We start from the raw sequence: 16214 nt of genomic DNA, 5'->3' as shown, positions 1-16214 counted from the left end.
GTGCCCTATCGGCTGGTAAAAGGTTCAACGGGCTGGCGGATGCGCGATTGTCCGTCGAAGTCCGGGTCGAGCGGGGCGTGGAATATATCCAGCACGGTGGGGGTGATATCGACCAGCGAGAAGCTGGAACTGGTCGCGCCCGCAAGGAAGTTCGGGCCGCGGGCGATGACGAAACTGCTTGTCTCGTCGGGGGTTTGGCCGCCGTGGCCGCCCTTGGGCCGGTGGCCGTGGTCGGTGGTGACCAGGACGGTCCAGCGTTCGGCGGGGTTGGCGCGAGCGCGAGCGTCCACGGCGGCGACTATGCGGCCGACGAGGGCGTCGATGCGGGTGACGGCGTCGCGGTACTCGCTGGACGCGCCGCCGTGCTGGTGGCCGGCGCGGTCGACCTGGTCGAGGTGGGTGAAGAGGAAGTCGGGGGCGTATTTGGTGATGGCGGTGACCACGCTGTCGGTGGTGGCGGCGTCGGTGGCGCTTTCATTGTCGTCATCGGGGACGAGTGGGGTGGAGATGACGACGTCGGCGCGCGGATCGCCGCTGGCCGTCATGGTGGCGATCTGATCCCAGGTGGCGATGGACTGGGTCTTCAGGGTCGGATCGTGGCGTTCGAGGCGGGTGAAGACCGTCGGATATTTCGCGAACGGGGTGGCGTCGAAGTTGTTGTCGGTGATGCCGTGTTTGCTGCCCCAGACGCCGGTGAGCACGGTGGCCCAGGACGGGCCGGAAATGGATATGTGCGGGGCGATGGAGCCGCGGCCGAGGGTGCCTTCGGCGCTGAGCCGCAACAGGTTCGGCGCCCGCACCTCTTCGATCTTGCGGTACATCGTGCCGTCGAGTCCGATGAGGACCACCTTGTCGGCCTGGGAGGCGGCCTGCGCACGCCCGGTGGCGAGGACGGTCGAGACCGCCGCGATGGCAACGGCGCCGGAGAAAAGCTGCCTGCGTGCGAGGGGCGTGGTGGCTGCGGTTCGCGCGCTCATATCCCGAACGATCCGGTACGACAGTGCCTTTCGGTAGCGCACCGAGTGAGTGTTCATGGACGTTTCATCGGTCTGGCCATCGCCGGTCGCCTTGCTGAACAGCCATTGAACTCGCGATAGCCAATAGCTATTCATACTGCTCACAGGTGCGTATCGGTGAGGTGAACAGCGGAAGCCAGTTGACACGCCGTCCAGCGTGTGGCTGGCTGACCGCCATGTCCCCCGCTGCACTCCTTCGGATCGCCGCCGTCGCGGATCTGCATATGCGCGATGCCGTCGCAGGACGTTTCCGCCCTGACTTCCTACGACTGGACGCCGATGTACTGCTGCTCGGCGGCGATCTCACCGAGGGCGGTGGGCCGCACGAAACGGATCTGCTGTGCGCCGAGATCGCCGGACTCGCGATGCCGGTGGTCGTGGTGCTCGGCAATCACGATCACGATCGGAGGCTCGGGTACCGCATCGCGGCCATGCTCACCGCACTCGGCGTGCATGTGCTCGACGGCGATGCGATCACGCTCGAGCTGCGCGGGCGGCAGGTCGGAATCGCCGGGGTGATGGGTGGCAGCGGTGGGTTTCCCGAGTACCCGGGCACACCCGACGAAGGCAGCGCAGAGCACCGTGCCCGGATGCGGCGCGGACCGCTCGACGCACTGCGGCTGCGTCAGGCGCTGGATTCGCTGGATTGCGAAACACGTATCGCCCTGACGCATTTCGCGCCGATCATCGACACGCTGGTGGGTGAACCGCCGAAGATCTACCCGGGGCTGGGCTGTCACGATCTAGGTACGGCCGTGGACGCGGGCGGTGCGGTGCTGGCTATTCATGGACACGCGCACGGAGGCACGGAATTCGGACGCACCGCGGGTGGGGTGCCGGTGCGGAATGTGTCCTATCCGGTGCTCGGACGCACATACGCGGTTTACGAAGTGTAGTGCGGTGCGTTATTCGCCGGGGGTGAAGGCCCAGACGGCGGCGGGGCGGCCGGTGGCTTTGACGCGGCGGCGTTCGGTGGTGCGTTCCAGGCCGGAGATGGCGGCCAGGGTGCGGTTCAGGTTCGCCGGGTCGGGGCGGGCGCCGAGAACGGAGGAGCTGAGTTCCACCGCGCGGGTCGCCGGGAATTCGTCACCGGTCAGCGCTCTCGTGAACGCCATATCCTTCCAGAGCAGACGGGCCAGCAGGCCGCGAGCGGCATCGACGATGCGATTGTGGTCGAAGGCCAATTCGGGCACCGCATCGAACGAAACCCATTGCGCGGGCCCGTCATGCGGCCCGACCACCGCCCACATGGCAATCGACAGCGTCGGCCCGCGCGGGTCGCGATTGGGTTCGTCGAAGGTCACCAACTGCCCGACCGCCCCGATCGCCGCTTCCGGCACGCCCAACTTGGTGTGCACCGCACGCCGCGCCGCCGCGACCAACCGCTCCCCTCGCCCGAGCAGCACCCCCGGCAGCGCCAGCTGCCCGGTGAACGGCTCCGTCTCCCGCGGCGCGATACCCACGGTCACCCCGGCATCGTCGGCCCAGAACCGCAATGCCACCACATCAACCGAAACCACGGATTGCTCCACGCCACCCCATCCTGCCGCACCCCGTCCGGCTTCGACCGAGTGGCACACCAACGAAGTTCTAGGCAGCGGCGACGACCCCGGTCGGGATCCGGTTGCGACGGTCCGGGCCGTCTGCGGTGAGGACTATCGGGGTACCGAGTTGACATTCCAGCCAGGGCACCGGGTCGGCCGGCACGGCTGTCAGCAACGGATCGGCCGTGGTCAGCAGGGCGGTGAGGTCGCGTTGGTGGTCCAGGTCTTGCCAGCGGCCTGGTTCGATGCGGTCGATTACCCCGCGCGAAGTCGCGTATCCCGTTGCGGCGTAGCCGGTTCCGAGTGCGTCCAGGTGCGTGAGGGCGAGGCCGTCGATGCCGCCGGAGACCTCGATGGCGTAGCGGAGCAGGATGGGGTCGAGGTGGCCGCATCGGAAATGGCCCTGGTAGGGGCCGGTGGTGTTGTGCGGTTCGGGGATCGTCATGGTGCGGTCTCGAGTGGGGAACGGTCCCGCACCGTGGCGGGTCATGTAGGTGCGGGTGACGCCGAGTGTGTAAGCGGGGGCGTCGATTTCGGCGAGCAGGGCGCGTGCGTTGCGCGGTTCGACGGTGGACCAGGTGGTGTGCGGATGGAAGCCGCGCCATTCGTCGAGGAGAACGCCTTGTGCGCCTTCGAAAATCAGGCGGCCGCGTTGCGCCAGGCGGGCGAGTTCGGTGCCGTCGACGATGCGCACGGCAGTGGCGAATTCCCGGTACATGTCGACCAGATCGCGAATCGCTTCGTATCGGTGCGCGCTCGGCGCGATCAGTGGCCCGTAGTGTGCCGCCATCGCCTGCAGCTTGGCATACAGCACGTCGGGGCGCAGGCAGTCCGAGACGGTCGGCGCATCGTATTCGAGTGCGTAACTTGCTGTTTCGCCGATGCCACGACCACAGGAACCGTGCCGCGAGGAACCCCTCGCATCCTCGCGCGCACGGTTGGCGGCGATGTGGATCGGGGTCGTGAGCAATGCGCGGCCGTCGATCCGCAAGAGCGACAGCGGATCCCGCACACCGAGTGCCGCAAGCTGCCGCGATTCATTCGCCAGCGCGATCGGCTCGACCAGCATGTGCCGCGAGAGCAGCGTCGGCACACGGGAAAAGGTTCCGGATCCGAACTGCGCGTAGGTGTGATGGCGACCGTCGGCGATGACATTGTGCGCGGCCTGCGCACCGCCGTTGAAGCGCACGACCGCCGATACGTCCAGCCCCGTTTCCGGTGCGCACAGCCAATCGACGGTCGCCCCCTTCCCCGCATCCCCGAACCCCAGGTCGAGCACGATAATGTGCGACGGAATCACCTCTCACCCCTTGCCTTTCCATTGATGCGTTCGAAAGCGCAGACATTCGGCCCGAGCCGCCGCGGACCCTGCGCACCACGATTGGGCCCTGTGCACCGCCATCCGCGTGCCACTGCGACGTCGGCCACAGGCTCTCTGCGCTGCGGATCAGCAGCGTGCCCGCGCGATAGCCGTCCGGGGCCGAACACCACATCGGGGCGGCAGCACTCCACCACTTGCCGGATTCAGCTCTGCCCCCGCGACAGGGCACGAAGACTCGGTCCCGCCTTGACGCCCAACGCCTTTCCGACCGAGTCGGCCTCTGCCATCGACCCCACATCACGCAGATCCGCGAGTCCGGCATGCACGTCGATGCGGTCCTCCTCCAGCCCGATGGTGAGTGCGATGAGCTCGCAGACCGCGGCGGGATCGTCGAGCTTCATGAAGTTCTGGCCGAGCAACCCCCGCCAGTGTTCGGCGATCTCGGGATCGTCGAAGTAGTTCGACTGGTTCGGCAGGATGTAGTACACGTGCCAGCGCTGGGCCAGTTCCCGATAGATCGATGCGACCTCGATATCGGTGCGCACATGATCGCCGATGACGCCCCGGATATGCCGCCCCGCCAACTTCGCCTTGTTCAACTCGTCACCGATGATGAACAGGTAGCCGCGCTTACCGCGCCGCTCCCATGCGTCCGTCGCGACATGGGTGGCCATGAAATACGCGGCCAGTTCATAACTTTCGGACTTCTGTCCGCCGCCGCCGCCCTCCAGCAGGATATTGCGCAACTGCTCGTCCATCCGATTGTCGGATTCGAACTGCCCGACCTGCAGCGGCACGCGGTCGGTATCGGCGTCGCCGATGGCGCCGAACATGATCTGCGGATCCTCCGCATAGCCCTTGCGCCGCAGCAGACCGTGCAATTTGCCGAGCTTGTCCTGCATGATCCGCGGCACCCTCCCCATCGATCCGGTGACGTCGAACAGCACCGCGATCGGCAGCGAGTTGCCGTGCTCGGCCGAATCCCGGCATTCACGCATGGTGACGCCGAGCGGTTCGAGCGCGGGATGCGCCCGCCAATCCGAATACGGCTGCCCCTGCATCTCCGCGGTATATCCGAAGTCGTCCAGACCTCGACTGGCACGGAAGGTCTTGGCCGCGCGGTAGGCGGTGTCGTCCCAATGTCCGTATCCCATGTCATCACATCCTCTCGTGAGCCTTGTTTTAGTGTATTAGACTAAAACTCGGCTCGTCAAGAGTCCGCTGGTCGCGACCAAGATCATCGATCCAGCGGGATCGGCTCAGGCGTCCTGCCACTCGCGCTTGCGCGCCTCGCGTGCCAGTGCCCGGTCGCGCTGCTCCTCGAACTTGAGCACATCTTTGCCGAGCTGCTCGAGGAATAAGCCGAGTTCCTCGCGCGCTTGTTCGCCGCGGGCCCCGAAGTCATTGCGCTCGAAGACATTCCACTTGCGCAGCACCGGTGTGACGACCTCCTCGAGGTGCTGGCGCAGATCGTAGATGCCGTGTTTGGCCATCAGCACGCTGTTGCGACGCCAGTTCGGCATGCCCGCACCCGGCATTCGGAAGTTGCGGATGATCGCGGAGATCGCTACCAGCGCTTGGTCGGGAGCCAGATCTATGGCTGCACCGCAGAGGTTGCGGTAGAAGACCATGTGCAGGTTCTCGTCGGCGGAAATGCGCTGCAGCATCCGGTCGGCAGTCGCGTCGTTGCAGACCCGGCCGGTATTGCGATGGCTGACCCTGGTCGCCAGTTCCTGGAAAGTCACGTAGGCGACACCGGGTAGGAATCCGTTGTCGTCCACCCCGGTCGGGTGCTGCACCCCGGCCGTCATACAGACCATCCGCGCATGTTCCAGCGCTACCGGGTCCACCCCGCGGGTGACGACGAGATAGTCACGCATGACCGTCCCGTGCCGGTTCTCCTCGGCGGTCCACCGCCCCACCCAGGTGCCCCAGGCGCCGTCCTGGGAGAAGGACTCGGCGATCAGTCGGTGATAGGACGGCAGATTGTCCTCGGTCAGCAGATTGGTGACCATCGCGGCTTTGGCCAGTTCACTCAACTGGGACTGCGCTGGTTCCCAATCGATTCCGCCCATCTCGGCGAAGTTGCGGCCTTGGTCCCACGGCACGTAGTCGTGCGGGTGCCAGTTCTTGGCCATCGATAGGTGACGGTTGAGATTTTGTTCGGCAACGGGTTCGAGTTCGGTCAGTAGCTCCAGCTGTGTCAAGGTACGTGTCACGATCGGATTCCTGTCATCGGATCAGGGGCTCTCTTCCAGAGTGCCCCGATTGCCGCGCCGCCGAAATCCCCTGCGGCGAATTCGTTTCGCCGGAGACACGACGGCTCACTACTGGTTATCGCGAAGACGGGCCGACACGGTATCGCCACAGCGACAAATCGTCATCGCCGGTGACCTGATAGTCCCGCCCACACTGCAGGATGAACATCGGTTTCCCCAGGTCGAACAACTGCGCCTGCCGAACGATGGCCTCGATCGCGGCCTGCGCGGCGGCACCACCAGCGGGCTCCGACGTCGGGAGATAACGCGGTTACCCGCACCGCGGCCCAGTGCATCGACGAGGCATCACCGACCATGACGATCGGACTTGCCACCGACGGTTCGGCGGCCACGACCCGTGACGCGATCCTGCTTGTACCTGAGCACGAAGATCCGATCCGCATCGACGACTGGGGGCTCGCACAGCCGCGGCAGGCCGACGGTGCCATCAACGACGAGGGCTCCTGCACTTGCTGAGCCCGATCCTGTTTCCGCCGGTCCAGGCAACGGAGGACGACGGGACGTGACGCTGACCGGATATGGGACCAACAGCTGGTCCCGCGATCGGCTCAGGAGGCCGACACCAGGGCCACTGCGGCAACCGTCTCGACAATGCAGTAGAACCAGTTGGGGTAGAAGGCGACGCGGGCATCGAATACCGCGGATACGATGCGGCCGAATGCCATTCCGCCGAGTGCGACTCCGATGGTGATCATGATTCCGGTGCGCAGGGCTCCGTCGTGGGTTGCCGCGACTGCCAGCATTGCCGCCATCGCCAGACCGAATCCGCCGTAGACGGCGCGGATCTCATAGCGCGCCTCCGGTTGCTCGAGACGAATCCCGAAGGGGCGGGTCAATGCCGCGGGCGCCGCGAGGGCATAGACACCCATCGCGAGGAAGAACACGCCCACGACGGTGTTGACGACGGTTGCCAAGGGAACCTCCTGTTCGAGTCGCAAGGCCAGCATGCTCGACCGGAGCGGGCACCCGCTTCCACAAACGTGCGGTCAGTCGCCGTTGTACTGCAGCGAGCGCCAGGCCTCGATCGCCCAATCGAGTTGCGCCCCGGGAACACTGATCGTGACAAGCAGCAACTCACCATTGCGACGACTGGCGATCCCCTGCACGCCGACCTCCGCACCGTCCTCCGAGGGCAACCACCATCCGTCACCGGGACCGCCGCTGACCGGTTCGCCGCGATGACCTGCGGTCGCGTTGGCACCGTATTGCAGCATCGCCGCCGGTGGCGGCCCGGTTTTCGGGTCGCCGACGCGCAGGATGGTGATCTCGATCTGGCGGATGCCGTCCCAGGCCCACCACCGATCGCCATCCCAGCCGTAGGTGAAATCGCCGGGAATGCGCAGGCTCCACCCCGACACCGGTGTGGTGTGCACCGGGCGGCGGCGGTAGCCGAGCGGCACCTGGTCCGCCGCGACGGCCCGCGCTGGCAGATCGGTGGGCGCACCCGGCGCGGTGGCGGCCGAATCCCCGAGCAGCAGCCGTAATTCGTGCCAGGCCGCCCACGGCAGCTCCAGCGCCGCGTCGAGCCGGTGCGCCTCGGCGAGCAAGGCATCGGCCTGGTGCAGTGCGGGCGTGTCGTCGGCGTCCGAAGGTGCCCGCCAACGCACGTCGTTCCACATGATGCCCATCGCGGTATTGCGAATCGTCGGCGCGGTCCAACCGTCCTCCCACCAGGGGAAGAACGCGCGCGCGGCCACCTCGTCGCCATCTCGGACAGCCTGGAACCAGTCGCGATCGCGCGGCCCCAACCAGCTCGCGGCCAGCCCGTCGTAGTCGAAACGGTCACTGCCGAGCGACAATCCGATCGAAACCCAGGCACCCTCGGCAGGCACTTCGGTCAGGACCGTCTCCGCGAGACTGCGGATCCATACCAGATAATCGCGCTCGACCTCGGCGCGGTCATCGCCCAATCCGAGCGGATCCTCGGTCCCCTCGTCCCACACGATGTCGAATCGCCGACCCATTTCGTGCAGCACCGCCGCAACGTGCCGGTGATAGCCCGGCCCGGCCGACGCACAACCCGCGCTCACCACCACCTGCCCGTGCGCCGCACGCAGATCGACCGGTTCGGCCGCCGGATGCAGCACGGCCAGCAGGCGATCTCCGGAGACCTCCACCGATTTCCGCAGCGGCGCGGATGTCGCGGTCCAGCCGACCCGCGCACCGGCGGGGCCGGTCAGCAGCCACTCCCCCACCTGTTCGAGGAAGTCCGCGGTGGGCGCGCGGCATACCCCCGCCGCGTGCAACTCGATTCCCATGGATACACATCCTCGTGTCCGCGTTCCGGCGGCGAAAGTCAGGACCCTACACCCACTCTGCGGACGTGGGACCGAGCGGCTACTGCTCCACGAGCCGTCGGCAGCCGTCCCGCCCGCCGGGCAGGCCCGCGGTATCGAGCCAGCGTTCGAGTTGACCGAGCTGCCACAGATCATCGATCTCCACCAGGACCGCGAGGAACGACAGCTGGGCGGCGGACAGCTCCGATCCGGCGCCGATGGTATCCGGAAAGGCTCTGTGCAGGAAGGAAATACAGTCGTAGTGCACGGTGCTCGGATTCGCCGCCCACGCGGCTTCGATCGCGGCGGGCAGCAGGGTCTCGAAATCATCGACCCGGCTGACGAGTTCGCGGATGACATCGTGGCGCAGCCAGCCGTCCTGTCCGGGCAGATGGCGATCGAACCACCGGTCGATGACCTCCGGATGCTCCAGCGCGGCAAGCAGTTCGTCGGTGGCATGCTGTTCGGCGGCGAATGCGGGCGCGAGGGCGGCGCAGGTGCGCACACCGGGATGGGCGTCGGCGAGCAATTGCTCCGGACGGCCGCCATTGAGGCCGGAAATCCGTGCGGCAGTGGCGCGTTCGACCGGGTCCGACATGGTCGGCGCGATCTCGTCGAGCCGCTGCAGCACCGCGGCCCGCTTCTCGGCATGGGCCGGATGCGTGGTGAGTTCGATCATCGCGCGCAGCGCGGCCATGCGCACCGTCACATCCGGATCATCGATCAGGGGTTCGACCGCCTCGAGCACACCGGGAATGACCGCGCGACAGGCGATCTCGTCTCTTGCCCGCATCGCCGCGCGGAATTCGTGGTCGTCGATGGCGGCCAGCAAGCCCGGTGGCGTCGGAACATGTTCCACCAGAAGGGCATTCGCTGGATCGGGCCCCAATTCCAGTAGCCCGGCGCGCCGATTCGCCTTGACGCGCTGCAGATCCTCTTCGGTACGGCCGGATGGATAGGCCTCGGCATACAACTGCTCATCGGAGATCCCCGAACAACACCCCTGCGCGAAGACCTCGAGATAGTCCAGCAGCGCGACGCGCAACGACCGCGGACCCGGATCCCACGGCAGTATGTCCTCGACCTTCATCTCGGTATGCGGACGCGCCAGCAGTTCGGCCACGATCGCGACGAACGGCGCGGTCGCGGAGTACACACTGCCCTGATGCAATATCGCGGCGTCGAGATAGCCGACCGCGTCGACGCAGGACTCGACATCACCGTCCATCAGCGCCCGCAGGTGCGCCGGAGCATCCGCCGCCGGGCCGTAAGCATGTTCCAGCTCGGCCCAATCGACATCGGCTATCGCCCGCAACACCGGATCCATCGGATTGATCATGCTGCAGGCGAGCACGTCGATCAACTCGAGCGAAACACTTGCGTTACCCGACAGACCTAGGGCGCCGGTTCGAGATGATCGCCGATCAGCATGGTTCCCGGTCCGCGCCGCGCGCCGGGACCATGCCGCCAGTCCACATTGTCGGCGGTGAGCGGCCCGCCGCAGTCCCGGCAGACCACCACCCCGGAAGTGGGATGTCCGCAATCGCGATGCACGACCAGCGCGGGTGGCCCGGCGGGCCCGGCGAGCCACTTATCACCCCATGTGATGAGCATGGTGAGCACCGGATACAGATCACGCCCCTGCTCGGTGAGCACATATTCGTGGCGCACCGGATTCGACCGATAGGCCCTGGCTTCGACGATCCCGTACTGCCGCAACGCATCCAGACGCGCGGTCAGGACATTGGAGGCGATGCCGAGGTCGCGGCGGATGTCCTCGAACCGGTTCACCCCGACGAACAGGTCGCGCAGGATCAGCGGCGTCCACCGCTCCCCGACCACGTCGAGCGTTCGCGCGATCGAGCACACAATGTCGGACATGGCAGCTTTGGGCACCCGCCCATCCTAGTCCATTGCTTTTTGCAAGTGACTCCGTTATGTTGCGAAACAACCAACTGTGAAGGGGTGATCGAGACATGTCCGATGCTGTGGCGCGGTTTCGCGAGGCTACGGAGGCCAGCGATTTCGATGCGCTGATGACGACACTCGCACCCGATGCCGCGCTGACCTCTCCGGTCTCCGGCAGGTTGGTCTTCCGCGGTCACCAAGATCTGCGCATCCTGCTCGCCGCGGCGTACGGCAGCCTCGGCCGGCTGCGCTGGACCGAGCACATCGGCGAGGGCGCGCGCCGAGTTCTGCTCGCCGAGGCCGCGGTCGGACCGTTCCGGATGACCGAGGCCATGATCCTCGAATTGGCCGCCGACGGCCGCATCCGCCGCCTCGAACCGCACCTGCGGCCCTGGCTCCCGCTGACCCTGCTGGCGGTGAAGCTGGCGCCGCGCCTACTTCGTCATCCGGGCGTCATGCGGCGCGCGCTGTCACGTTTCGACCAGCCCCTCACTGGTTAGCTCGAGTCGTCGGGTCACCCCGATATCGTCGAGGAAACGGGCGTCGTGGCTGACGACGACCAGTGCGCCCTCGTAGTTGGCCAGGGCCTGGGTGAGGTGGTCGAGGCTGGGCAGGTCGAGGTTATTGGTTGGCTCGTCGAGCAGCAGGAGCTTCGGGGCCGGGTCGGCGAGCAGGAGCATGGCCAGGGCAGCGCGCAGGCGTTCACCGCCGGACAGTGCCGCCGCCGCGACATCGGCATCGGCGCCGCGGAACAGGAAGCGGGCCAGTTGGGCTCGGATCTGTTCGGCGGCGGCATGCGGTGCGGTCGCGGCGACATTCTCGAAGACCGTCCGCTGTTCGTCGAAGATGTCGAGGCGCTGCGGCAGTATGCGCCACGGCACTTGCGGCGGTTCGGCGGCGACGCGGTGCAGCAGTGTGGTTTTGCCCGCGCCGTTGCGGCCGGTCAGTGCGATCCGCTCCGGACCGGAGACCCGTAATGTCACGGTCGGACCGCATGCCAATTCCACCTCCTCGAGATCGATGACGTCCTGGCCCGGGTAGAGCCGGGTGTCCGGCAGGTCGATCCGGATCTGCCGGTCGTCGCGCAACAGGTCCTCGGCCTGCTGCAGCTGCTCCTTCGCGGTGTCCAGCTTTTCGATGTGGTTATTGCGCAGCTTGCCCGCCGACACCTGCGCTGCGCGTTTGCGTGCGCCCATGACGATCTTCGGCTCCCGCTTGTTCTCGAACATCTTCTGCCCGTAGCGGGCTCGGCGATCGAGTTTGATCCGGGTCTCGACCAGTTCGCGTGCTTGTTTGCGAACATCACTGCGCGCGTCCCGGATCGCCGCGCGCGCCACTTCCTGCTCCGCTTCGACGATCCGCTCGTATTCGCTGAAATTGCCGCCGAACAAACGCAATTCACCCTGACGCAGTTCGGCGATGGTGGACATCCGCTCCAGCAGCTCGCGGTCGTGGCTGACCGTGAGGACGGTGCCGGAGAACTGGGCGACGACCTCGTAGAGGCGTTGGCGGGCAACGTGATCCAGGTTGTTGGTCGGCTCGTCGAGCAACAGCACGTCCGGATCGCGCAGCAGCTCGGCGACCAGGCCGAGCAGCACCGTCTCGCCGCCGGAGAGGGTTTCGAGGCGGCGGTCCAGCTGTTCGGTCGAGTCGGCGAGATAGTGCAGGCCCAGTCGGCCGAGCAGCGCGATGGCACTCTCCTCGACATCCCACTGCGCGCCGACGATATCGAAATCGGACTCGTCGCCGATGCCGGATTCGATGCGGTGCAATGCCTTTCGCGTCTCGGCGATACCCAGCACCGCGTCGACGCGCTGACCGTCGCCGAGTCCGAGATCCTGGCGCAGGTAGCCCAGCCGCCCGGTGAGCGAGATCGAACCGCGCGCCGGGGCCAGCTCACCCGCGATCAGCCGCAGCAGAGTGGACTTGCCCGCACCGTTGCCGCCGACCAGGCCGAAATGGCCCGGTCCGAGCACCGCGTCCAGACCGTCGAAGACGGGGGTGCCATCGGCCCAGGAGAAAGTGAGATCGGAAAGAGACAGATTGGTCATGTGGACCCCAGAGGTTGCGCGGGAATGCGGCGCACAGGATGCGGGCCGCCCGAGTGGCTACCTCATGAGAGCAACGACATGACTCCGATCAACGGGGATAAGACCCGTCTAGATTAAACACATCCGCGGATGTTGCGCCACTGATATTCGGATCACATTCTGTGTCCGCAACGCCGCGGCGGCTCCGACCTATGGGTGACAGCGCCACACCGAGATAGAGGAGCACCATCATGGGCAAGGTAATCATGGCGGCCACCATGTCGCTGGACGGCTTCATCGCCGACCCCACCGACGAGGTCGGACCGCTGTTCGACTGGTACGGCAACGGCGATATCGAAGTCGCGCCAGGCGATCCGGAACGCCTGTTCCAGGTCACCGCAGCCAGCGCGAACTACGTCACCGAATCCTGGCCGCGCATCGGCGCGTCCGTCATCGGCCGCCGCCTCTTCGACCTCACCAACGGCTGGAACGGCCGTCCCGCCGCTGGGGACGCGGTCTTCGTGGTGACCCACACCCCACCCACCGACTGGCCCTTCCCCGATGCCCCCTTCATCTTCGTCACCGACGGGGTGGAGAGCGCCGTCAACCGAGCGAAGGCCTTCGCCAGCGACCGCGACATCTCCATCACCGCAGGCGAAATCGGCACCCAGGCCCTCAACGCCGACCTCGTCGACGAAGTCGCCGTCGCCCTGGTCCCCGTGCTCTTCGGCACCGGCATCCGCTTCTTCGGCGACATCATCCAGTCCCCCCTCCTCCTGGAAAACCCCCGAATCGTCCAGGGCGACCGAGTAACCCACCTCGACTACCCGGTCCGCAAACACTGAACGCCGAACTACCCGCCGGTCCCGATCACCGCCGAGATCTCCGTCGACAGCGGATACGGCCGCTCAACTGGAAGCGCATCACCAGCTGCGGACAACTGCCCGGCGATCACCAGTTCGTGGATTCGCCGCGCCTGATCGGTTACATCTCGAATCTCGGTGATCCAGGCATCCACATACGCATCGACGGCCTCCCCACCGAGACCGACCTGCAGCGACCGATGGTTCAGCGGGCGGTGATACAGATCGCGTTCCGGATCCCATTGGATCCGAACCGGACTCGTCCGCAATCGCTGCGTCCACGCACGGCGATCCGAATACAGCTCCGGCACATAGTGACTCAGGCAGGCTCGCGCCAGTGCCCATTCGAATCCGGTGCGCGTCATGGTGATCGCGAGCACCCGCTCCTGCCCGGGCTTGCGGGCCCACCCGCAGCGATACATCATCCACAGGAACGACGGTTTGATCCACGTCATCCGCTCCCGCTTGAACGGACTCACGAAAGTCCCCGCGGCCAGGGCGGGTTCGGCAATCTCCGGCGAATACGCTTGATAGACAACTACTGTCGAGTCGTCGTAGGAAGCCCGAATCTGCCGCGGCGGCGCGGAAACATCCACCCCGCGATCCTCGCAGCTCGAATCCGAGCAGGCAAACCCGGCGAACCCGGCCGAACGACCTAGACCCGAACCACCGAGGTCAACGGGTAATCGCCCTGGCGATCCCGGCCATTGAGGAAGCTCAACTCCAGCACCACTGCGGCCGCGATAATTTCGGCACCGGCGGCCCTGAACAGATCCGCGGCGGCAGCCAATGTGCCGCCCGTGGCCAGCACATCGTCGAGCAGCAGAATGCGCCGCCCCTTCAGCTCGACTCCGTCGGCCGGAATCTCGAGCGATGCGGTGCCGTACTCGAGGCTGTACTCACGCGAGATGACCGGCGGCGGCAACTTTCCAGCCTTGCGCACCGCCATGACACCGGTTCCCAGCGTCGCGGCAACGCCGGCACCGATGATGAATCCGCGCGCGTCTACGCCCGCAACCAGGTCGGCATCGGGCGCGCACGCCGCGAGGCAGTCGATGACGGCCCGGAAACCCTCCGGATCGGCAAAGACCGGCGTGAGATCGGCGAAGCGAATGCCGGGAGAGGGGAAATCGTCGCGCCAGCGGGTCAGGCGTTCGACCAGTTCGGCCGCCTTACCTGTCCGCTCGGCTAGGACGTCGTCCGATTCCACCGCCGCATGCTTGCTCATCGACACCTCTCCATGGTTACTCACCCACCAACACCTGTCACCGCTTCAACACCCAGCGGTCCATGTTCCAGCCGGTGCCCGCCTGGGTGGGCCCGGCTATGCCGTTCTGCAAACCGTTGCCGAACGCGATGGTGCGGGGTGTGACGAACAATGGAATGCTCGGCATCTCCGCCCACAACAGGTTCTCGGCCTCGGTGCGCAGATTCAGCGTTGTGGTCGAGTTGTCGTCGCCCGCAAGCTGATCGGTGATCGAATCGTAGCGGCCGTTACCGAACCGACCGAAATTGAGCCCGCTACCGGTGCGCAACGCGCTGGTAGCGGCCACACCGGTCGCGGATCCGGCCGGACCCGGGGCCGATGCGGTGCTGCCGAGGACGGCGTCGACTTTGCCCTCGGTGAGCTGAGATGGCGTGAAATCGGCGGAGCCGGCATCCACCACATTGATACCGGCCGGTTTGCATGCGTCGGCGATCATCTGCACGGTCTGCGCGCGCCGATCGTCCGGCTTCACATATCCGATCCGGATGGTCGGCTTGGCCGCACCGGCGCTCGCGGCCGCCGCGGTCGCATCACCGCCGCGGTACTTGTCGGCCGCGCCGATCACGTTCGGGTAGTACAGCGAATCCTGCTGTGTGATACGAGAATTCAGCACCGCCGTACCGAGCCCGGTCTTCGGCGCATCCTTGGCCTTGCCGAGCTTGTCGAACAGGTCCTGGCGCGGCACACAAAACGCGAAACCGCGCCGCGCCTCGGCCGAGGCGAACACTCCCGAAGTAGCGAGCACCAACTGCTCGGCACCGCGCCCGGGCACGGTCCGCACCGAAAACCCGCCCAGATTGATGTCTTTCACCGATCCCGCGCCGATATCGATGACCCCGACCGCATTGTCGCCGACCTTTGCCTTCAGATCGGCCGTCTTCGGATACACGACGATCCGCCCGGTCTCGGGCTTATTGCCCCACCAGCGCTCGTTCGCGACCAGCACAAGACCGTCTTTGGCGGAGTAGGAATCGATCCGATACGGCCCCGACGACGGGAACCGTGAGAGATCCACCTTGTCCGCGCCGATCGCCCACCCGTTGTTCCAGAAGTCGGCGATCCGCTGCAACGAGGCCTGATCACCGGACTGCACGGCCGTCACCACGTTCGGCACATTCGCCACCCGAGCGGCGACATGCGCGGGCATCAACTCACCCGCGGTGAACAGGCTGCGCCACGGCAGGTAGTGGTGGTCGGCGCGGAACACGACGGTGGCGTCCTTGGATCCCGGCTGACAGTCCACCCGTTCGATATCGGCGTATCCGGCGGTGCTCGCGGCATCGAACAGCGGAACCTGGCCGCGGTCACCGGGCTTGGTGTAGCGGCCGCTGCGCGCGGCCCAGGCGAGCACCAGATCGTCACATGACGTCGGCACCCCGTCGGAGTACACCCCGTCCGCATTGAGCCGGTACTGCACCGTCTGCGCCTCGCCCGGCACCTCTTTCGCGGTGCCGACATCGGTGTCCGCGACCTGCTGACCGTCCGGTCCGGTGTAGAAGAACCCGGTCAGCACCCGCGCGAACACCGCATCCGAGCCGGTGCCCGCACCGAGCGTGGTGCCACCGTTGTAGGTGGCGATCACGGCGTCGACGGCATAGCCGATGGAGGGCACCTGGTTCTGGCTGGAGCACCCGGCCATCACCGTGGCTGCCACGGTGCCCGCAGCCACCGCTCCGATCAGACGTGCCCCTAGCGACTGCTTCATATATG

The 16214-nt window shown here is 66.3% G+C and carries 17 protein-coding genes; 4 read left to right on the top strand and 13 right to left on the bottom strand.

Going from position 1 to position 16214, the window contains the following annotated elements:
• Positions 1-5: 5 nt before the first annotated feature.
• The gene (locus ACQPZ2_RS17160; protein WP_433526456.1) at positions 6-977 is read right to left on the bottom strand and encodes an alkaline phosphatase family protein; all 972 of its coding nucleotides are present in this window, start codon (positions 975-977) and stop codon (positions 6-8) included.
• A 179-nt stretch (positions 978-1156) separates the two neighbouring features.
• Here ACQPZ2_RS17160 and ACQPZ2_RS17155 point away from each other — a divergent pair, with 179 nt between their 5' ends.
• The gene (locus ACQPZ2_RS17155; RefSeq protein ID WP_433526455.1) at positions 1157-1912 is read left to right on the top strand and encodes a metallophosphoesterase family protein; all 756 of its coding nucleotides are present in this window, start codon (positions 1157-1159) and stop codon (positions 1910-1912) included.
• Positions 1913-1921: 9 nt separating this feature from the next.
• Here ACQPZ2_RS17155 and ACQPZ2_RS17150 read toward each other — a convergent pair whose 3' ends face one another.
• The 4 genes from ACQPZ2_RS17150 to ACQPZ2_RS17135 form a co-directional block, all read right to left on the bottom strand.
• Positions 1922-2548 carry an NUDIX hydrolase gene (locus ACQPZ2_RS17150; protein ID WP_433526454.1) on the bottom strand — a complete coding sequence of 209 codons (627 nt, stop codon included), beginning with the start codon at positions 2546-2548 and terminating at the stop codon, positions 1922-1924.
• 58 nt (positions 2549-2606) lie between these two features.
• Entirely contained in the window at positions 2607-3857 is a 1251-nt protein-coding gene (locus ACQPZ2_RS17145) for an adenylosuccinate synthetase (protein WP_433527447.1), read from the bottom strand.
• A 227-nt stretch (positions 3858-4084) separates the two neighbouring features.
• A complete protein-coding gene (locus ACQPZ2_RS17140; protein WP_433526453.1) occupies positions 4085-5035 on the bottom strand; it encodes a hypothetical protein in 951 nt (316 codons plus the stop codon).
• Between the two features lie 105 nt (positions 5036-5140).
• The gene (locus ACQPZ2_RS17135) at positions 5141-6100 is read right to left on the bottom strand and encodes an acyl-ACP desaturase (RefSeq protein ID WP_433526452.1); all 960 of its coding nucleotides are present in this window, start codon (positions 6098-6100) and stop codon (positions 5141-5143) included.
• Positions 6101-6454: 354 nt separating this feature from the next.
• On the opposite strand from ACQPZ2_RS17135, the gene ACQPZ2_RS17130 reads away from it, so the two are divergent.
• Positions 6455-6616 carry a hypothetical protein gene (locus ACQPZ2_RS17130; RefSeq protein ID WP_433526451.1) on the top strand — a complete coding sequence of 54 codons (162 nt, stop codon included), beginning with the start codon at positions 6455-6457 and terminating at the stop codon, positions 6614-6616.
• 92 nt (positions 6617-6708) lie between these two features.
• On the opposite strand, the gene ACQPZ2_RS17125 is transcribed toward ACQPZ2_RS17130, so the two are convergent.
• From ACQPZ2_RS17125 to ACQPZ2_RS17110, 4 genes are all read right to left on the bottom strand, one after another.
• On the bottom strand, positions 6709-7074 hold the full coding sequence (locus ACQPZ2_RS17125) for a DUF4345 domain-containing protein (RefSeq protein ID WP_433526450.1): 366 nt from the start codon (positions 7072-7074) through the stop codon (positions 6709-6711).
• Positions 7075-7146: 72 nt separating this feature from the next.
• On the bottom strand, positions 7147-8418 hold the full coding sequence (locus ACQPZ2_RS17120) for a hypothetical protein (RefSeq protein WP_433526449.1): 1272 nt from the start codon (positions 8416-8418) through the stop codon (positions 7147-7149).
• Between the two features lie 79 nt (positions 8419-8497).
• Positions 8498-9763, bottom strand: coding sequence for a hypothetical protein (locus tag ACQPZ2_RS17115; RefSeq protein WP_433526448.1), 1266 nt, complete (start codon positions 9761-9763; stop codon positions 8498-8500).
• A gap of 68 nt (positions 9764-9831) precedes the next feature.
• The gene (locus tag ACQPZ2_RS17110) at positions 9832-10332 is read right to left on the bottom strand and encodes a winged helix-turn-helix transcriptional regulator (protein ID WP_433526447.1); all 501 of its coding nucleotides are present in this window, start codon (positions 10330-10332) and stop codon (positions 9832-9834) included.
• Between the two features lie 80 nt (positions 10333-10412).
• On the opposite strand from ACQPZ2_RS17110, the gene ACQPZ2_RS17105 reads away from it, so the two are divergent.
• Entirely contained in the window at positions 10413-10844 is a 432-nt protein-coding gene (locus tag ACQPZ2_RS17105) for a nuclear transport factor 2 family protein (RefSeq protein ID WP_433526446.1), read from the top strand.
• Here the strand turns inward: ACQPZ2_RS17105 and ACQPZ2_RS17100 are convergent.
• Entirely contained in the window at positions 10815-12395 is a 1581-nt protein-coding gene (locus tag ACQPZ2_RS17100) for an ABC-F family ATP-binding cassette domain-containing protein (protein WP_433526445.1), read from the bottom strand. The genes ACQPZ2_RS17105 and ACQPZ2_RS17100 overlap by 30 nt on opposite strands.
• A 230-nt stretch (positions 12396-12625) precedes the next feature.
• Here ACQPZ2_RS17100 and ACQPZ2_RS17095 point away from each other — a divergent pair, with 230 nt between their 5' ends.
• Positions 12626-13219: a dihydrofolate reductase family protein gene (locus tag ACQPZ2_RS17095; protein WP_433526444.1), complete on the top strand. Its 594-nt coding sequence runs from the start codon at positions 12626-12628 to the stop codon at positions 13217-13219.
• Between the two features lie 8 nt (positions 13220-13227).
• Here the strand turns inward: ACQPZ2_RS17095 and ACQPZ2_RS17090 are convergent, their stop codons facing one another.
• The 3 genes from ACQPZ2_RS17090 to ACQPZ2_RS17080 are packed head-to-tail and all read right to left on the bottom strand — an operon-like array spanning position 13228 to position 16209.
• A complete protein-coding gene (locus ACQPZ2_RS17090; RefSeq protein ID WP_433526443.1) occupies positions 13228-13833 on the bottom strand; it encodes a DUF4291 domain-containing protein in 606 nt (201 codons plus the stop codon).
• Between the two features lie 59 nt (positions 13834-13892).
• Entirely contained in the window at positions 13893-14465 is a 573-nt protein-coding gene (locus ACQPZ2_RS17085; protein WP_433527446.1) for an adenine phosphoribosyltransferase, read from the bottom strand.
• Between the two features lie 37 nt (positions 14466-14502).
• On the bottom strand, positions 14503-16209 hold the full coding sequence (locus ACQPZ2_RS17080) for an ABC transporter substrate-binding protein (RefSeq protein ID WP_433526442.1): 1707 nt from the start codon (positions 16207-16209) through the stop codon (positions 14503-14505).
• Positions 16210-16214: the final 5 nt, after the last annotated feature.

Source organism: Nocardia pseudovaccinii (genome assembly GCF_050942345.1).
GTDB classification, from domain to species: Bacteria; Actinomycetota; Actinomycetes; order Mycobacteriales; family Mycobacteriaceae; genus Nocardia; species Nocardia pseudovaccinii.
The sequence above is the reverse complement of the archived record's forward strand: the minus strand, read 5'-3'. Positions and strand labels throughout refer to the sequence as shown.

What these genes read in the sequence shown, in the direction of transcription:
- ACQPZ2_RS17160 (WP_433526456.1), bottom strand. Translation starts at nt 977, where the DNA reads ATGAGCGCGCGAACCGCAGCCACCACGCCCCTCGCACGCAGGCAGCTT.
- ACQPZ2_RS17140 (WP_433526453.1), bottom strand. Translation starts at nt 5,035, where the DNA reads ATGGGATACGGACATTGGGACGACACCGCCTACCGCGCGGCCAAGACC.
- ACQPZ2_RS17130 (WP_433526451.1), top strand. Translation starts at nt 6,455, where the DNA reads ATGACGATCGGACTTGCCACCGACGGTTCGGCGGCCACGACCCGTGAC.
- ACQPZ2_RS17120 (WP_433526449.1), bottom strand. Translation starts at nt 8,418, where the DNA reads ATGGGAATCGAGTTGCACGCGGCGGGGGTATGCCGCGCGCCCACCGCG.
- ACQPZ2_RS17115 (WP_433526448.1), bottom strand. Translation starts at nt 9,763, where the DNA reads ATGGATCCGGTGTTGCGGGCGATAGCCGATGTCGATTGGGCCGAGCTG.
- ACQPZ2_RS17105 (WP_433526446.1), top strand. Translation starts at nt 10,413, where the DNA reads ATGTCCGATGCTGTGGCGCGGTTTCGCGAGGCTACGGAGGCCAGCGAT.
- ACQPZ2_RS17100 (WP_433526445.1), bottom strand. Translation starts at nt 12,395, where the DNA reads ATGACCAATCTGTCTCTTTCCGATCTCACTTTCTCCTGGGCCGATGGC.
- ACQPZ2_RS17095 (WP_433526444.1), top strand. Translation starts at nt 12,626, where the DNA reads ATGGGCAAGGTAATCATGGCGGCCACCATGTCGCTGGACGGCTTCATC.
- ACQPZ2_RS17085 (WP_433527446.1), bottom strand. Translation starts at nt 14,465, where the DNA reads ATGAGCAAGCATGCGGCGGTGGAATCGGACGACGTCCTAGCCGAGCGG.
- ACQPZ2_RS17080 (WP_433526442.1), bottom strand. Translation starts at nt 16,209, where the DNA reads ATGAAGCAGTCGCTAGGGGCACGTCTGATCGGAGCGGTGGCTGCGGGC.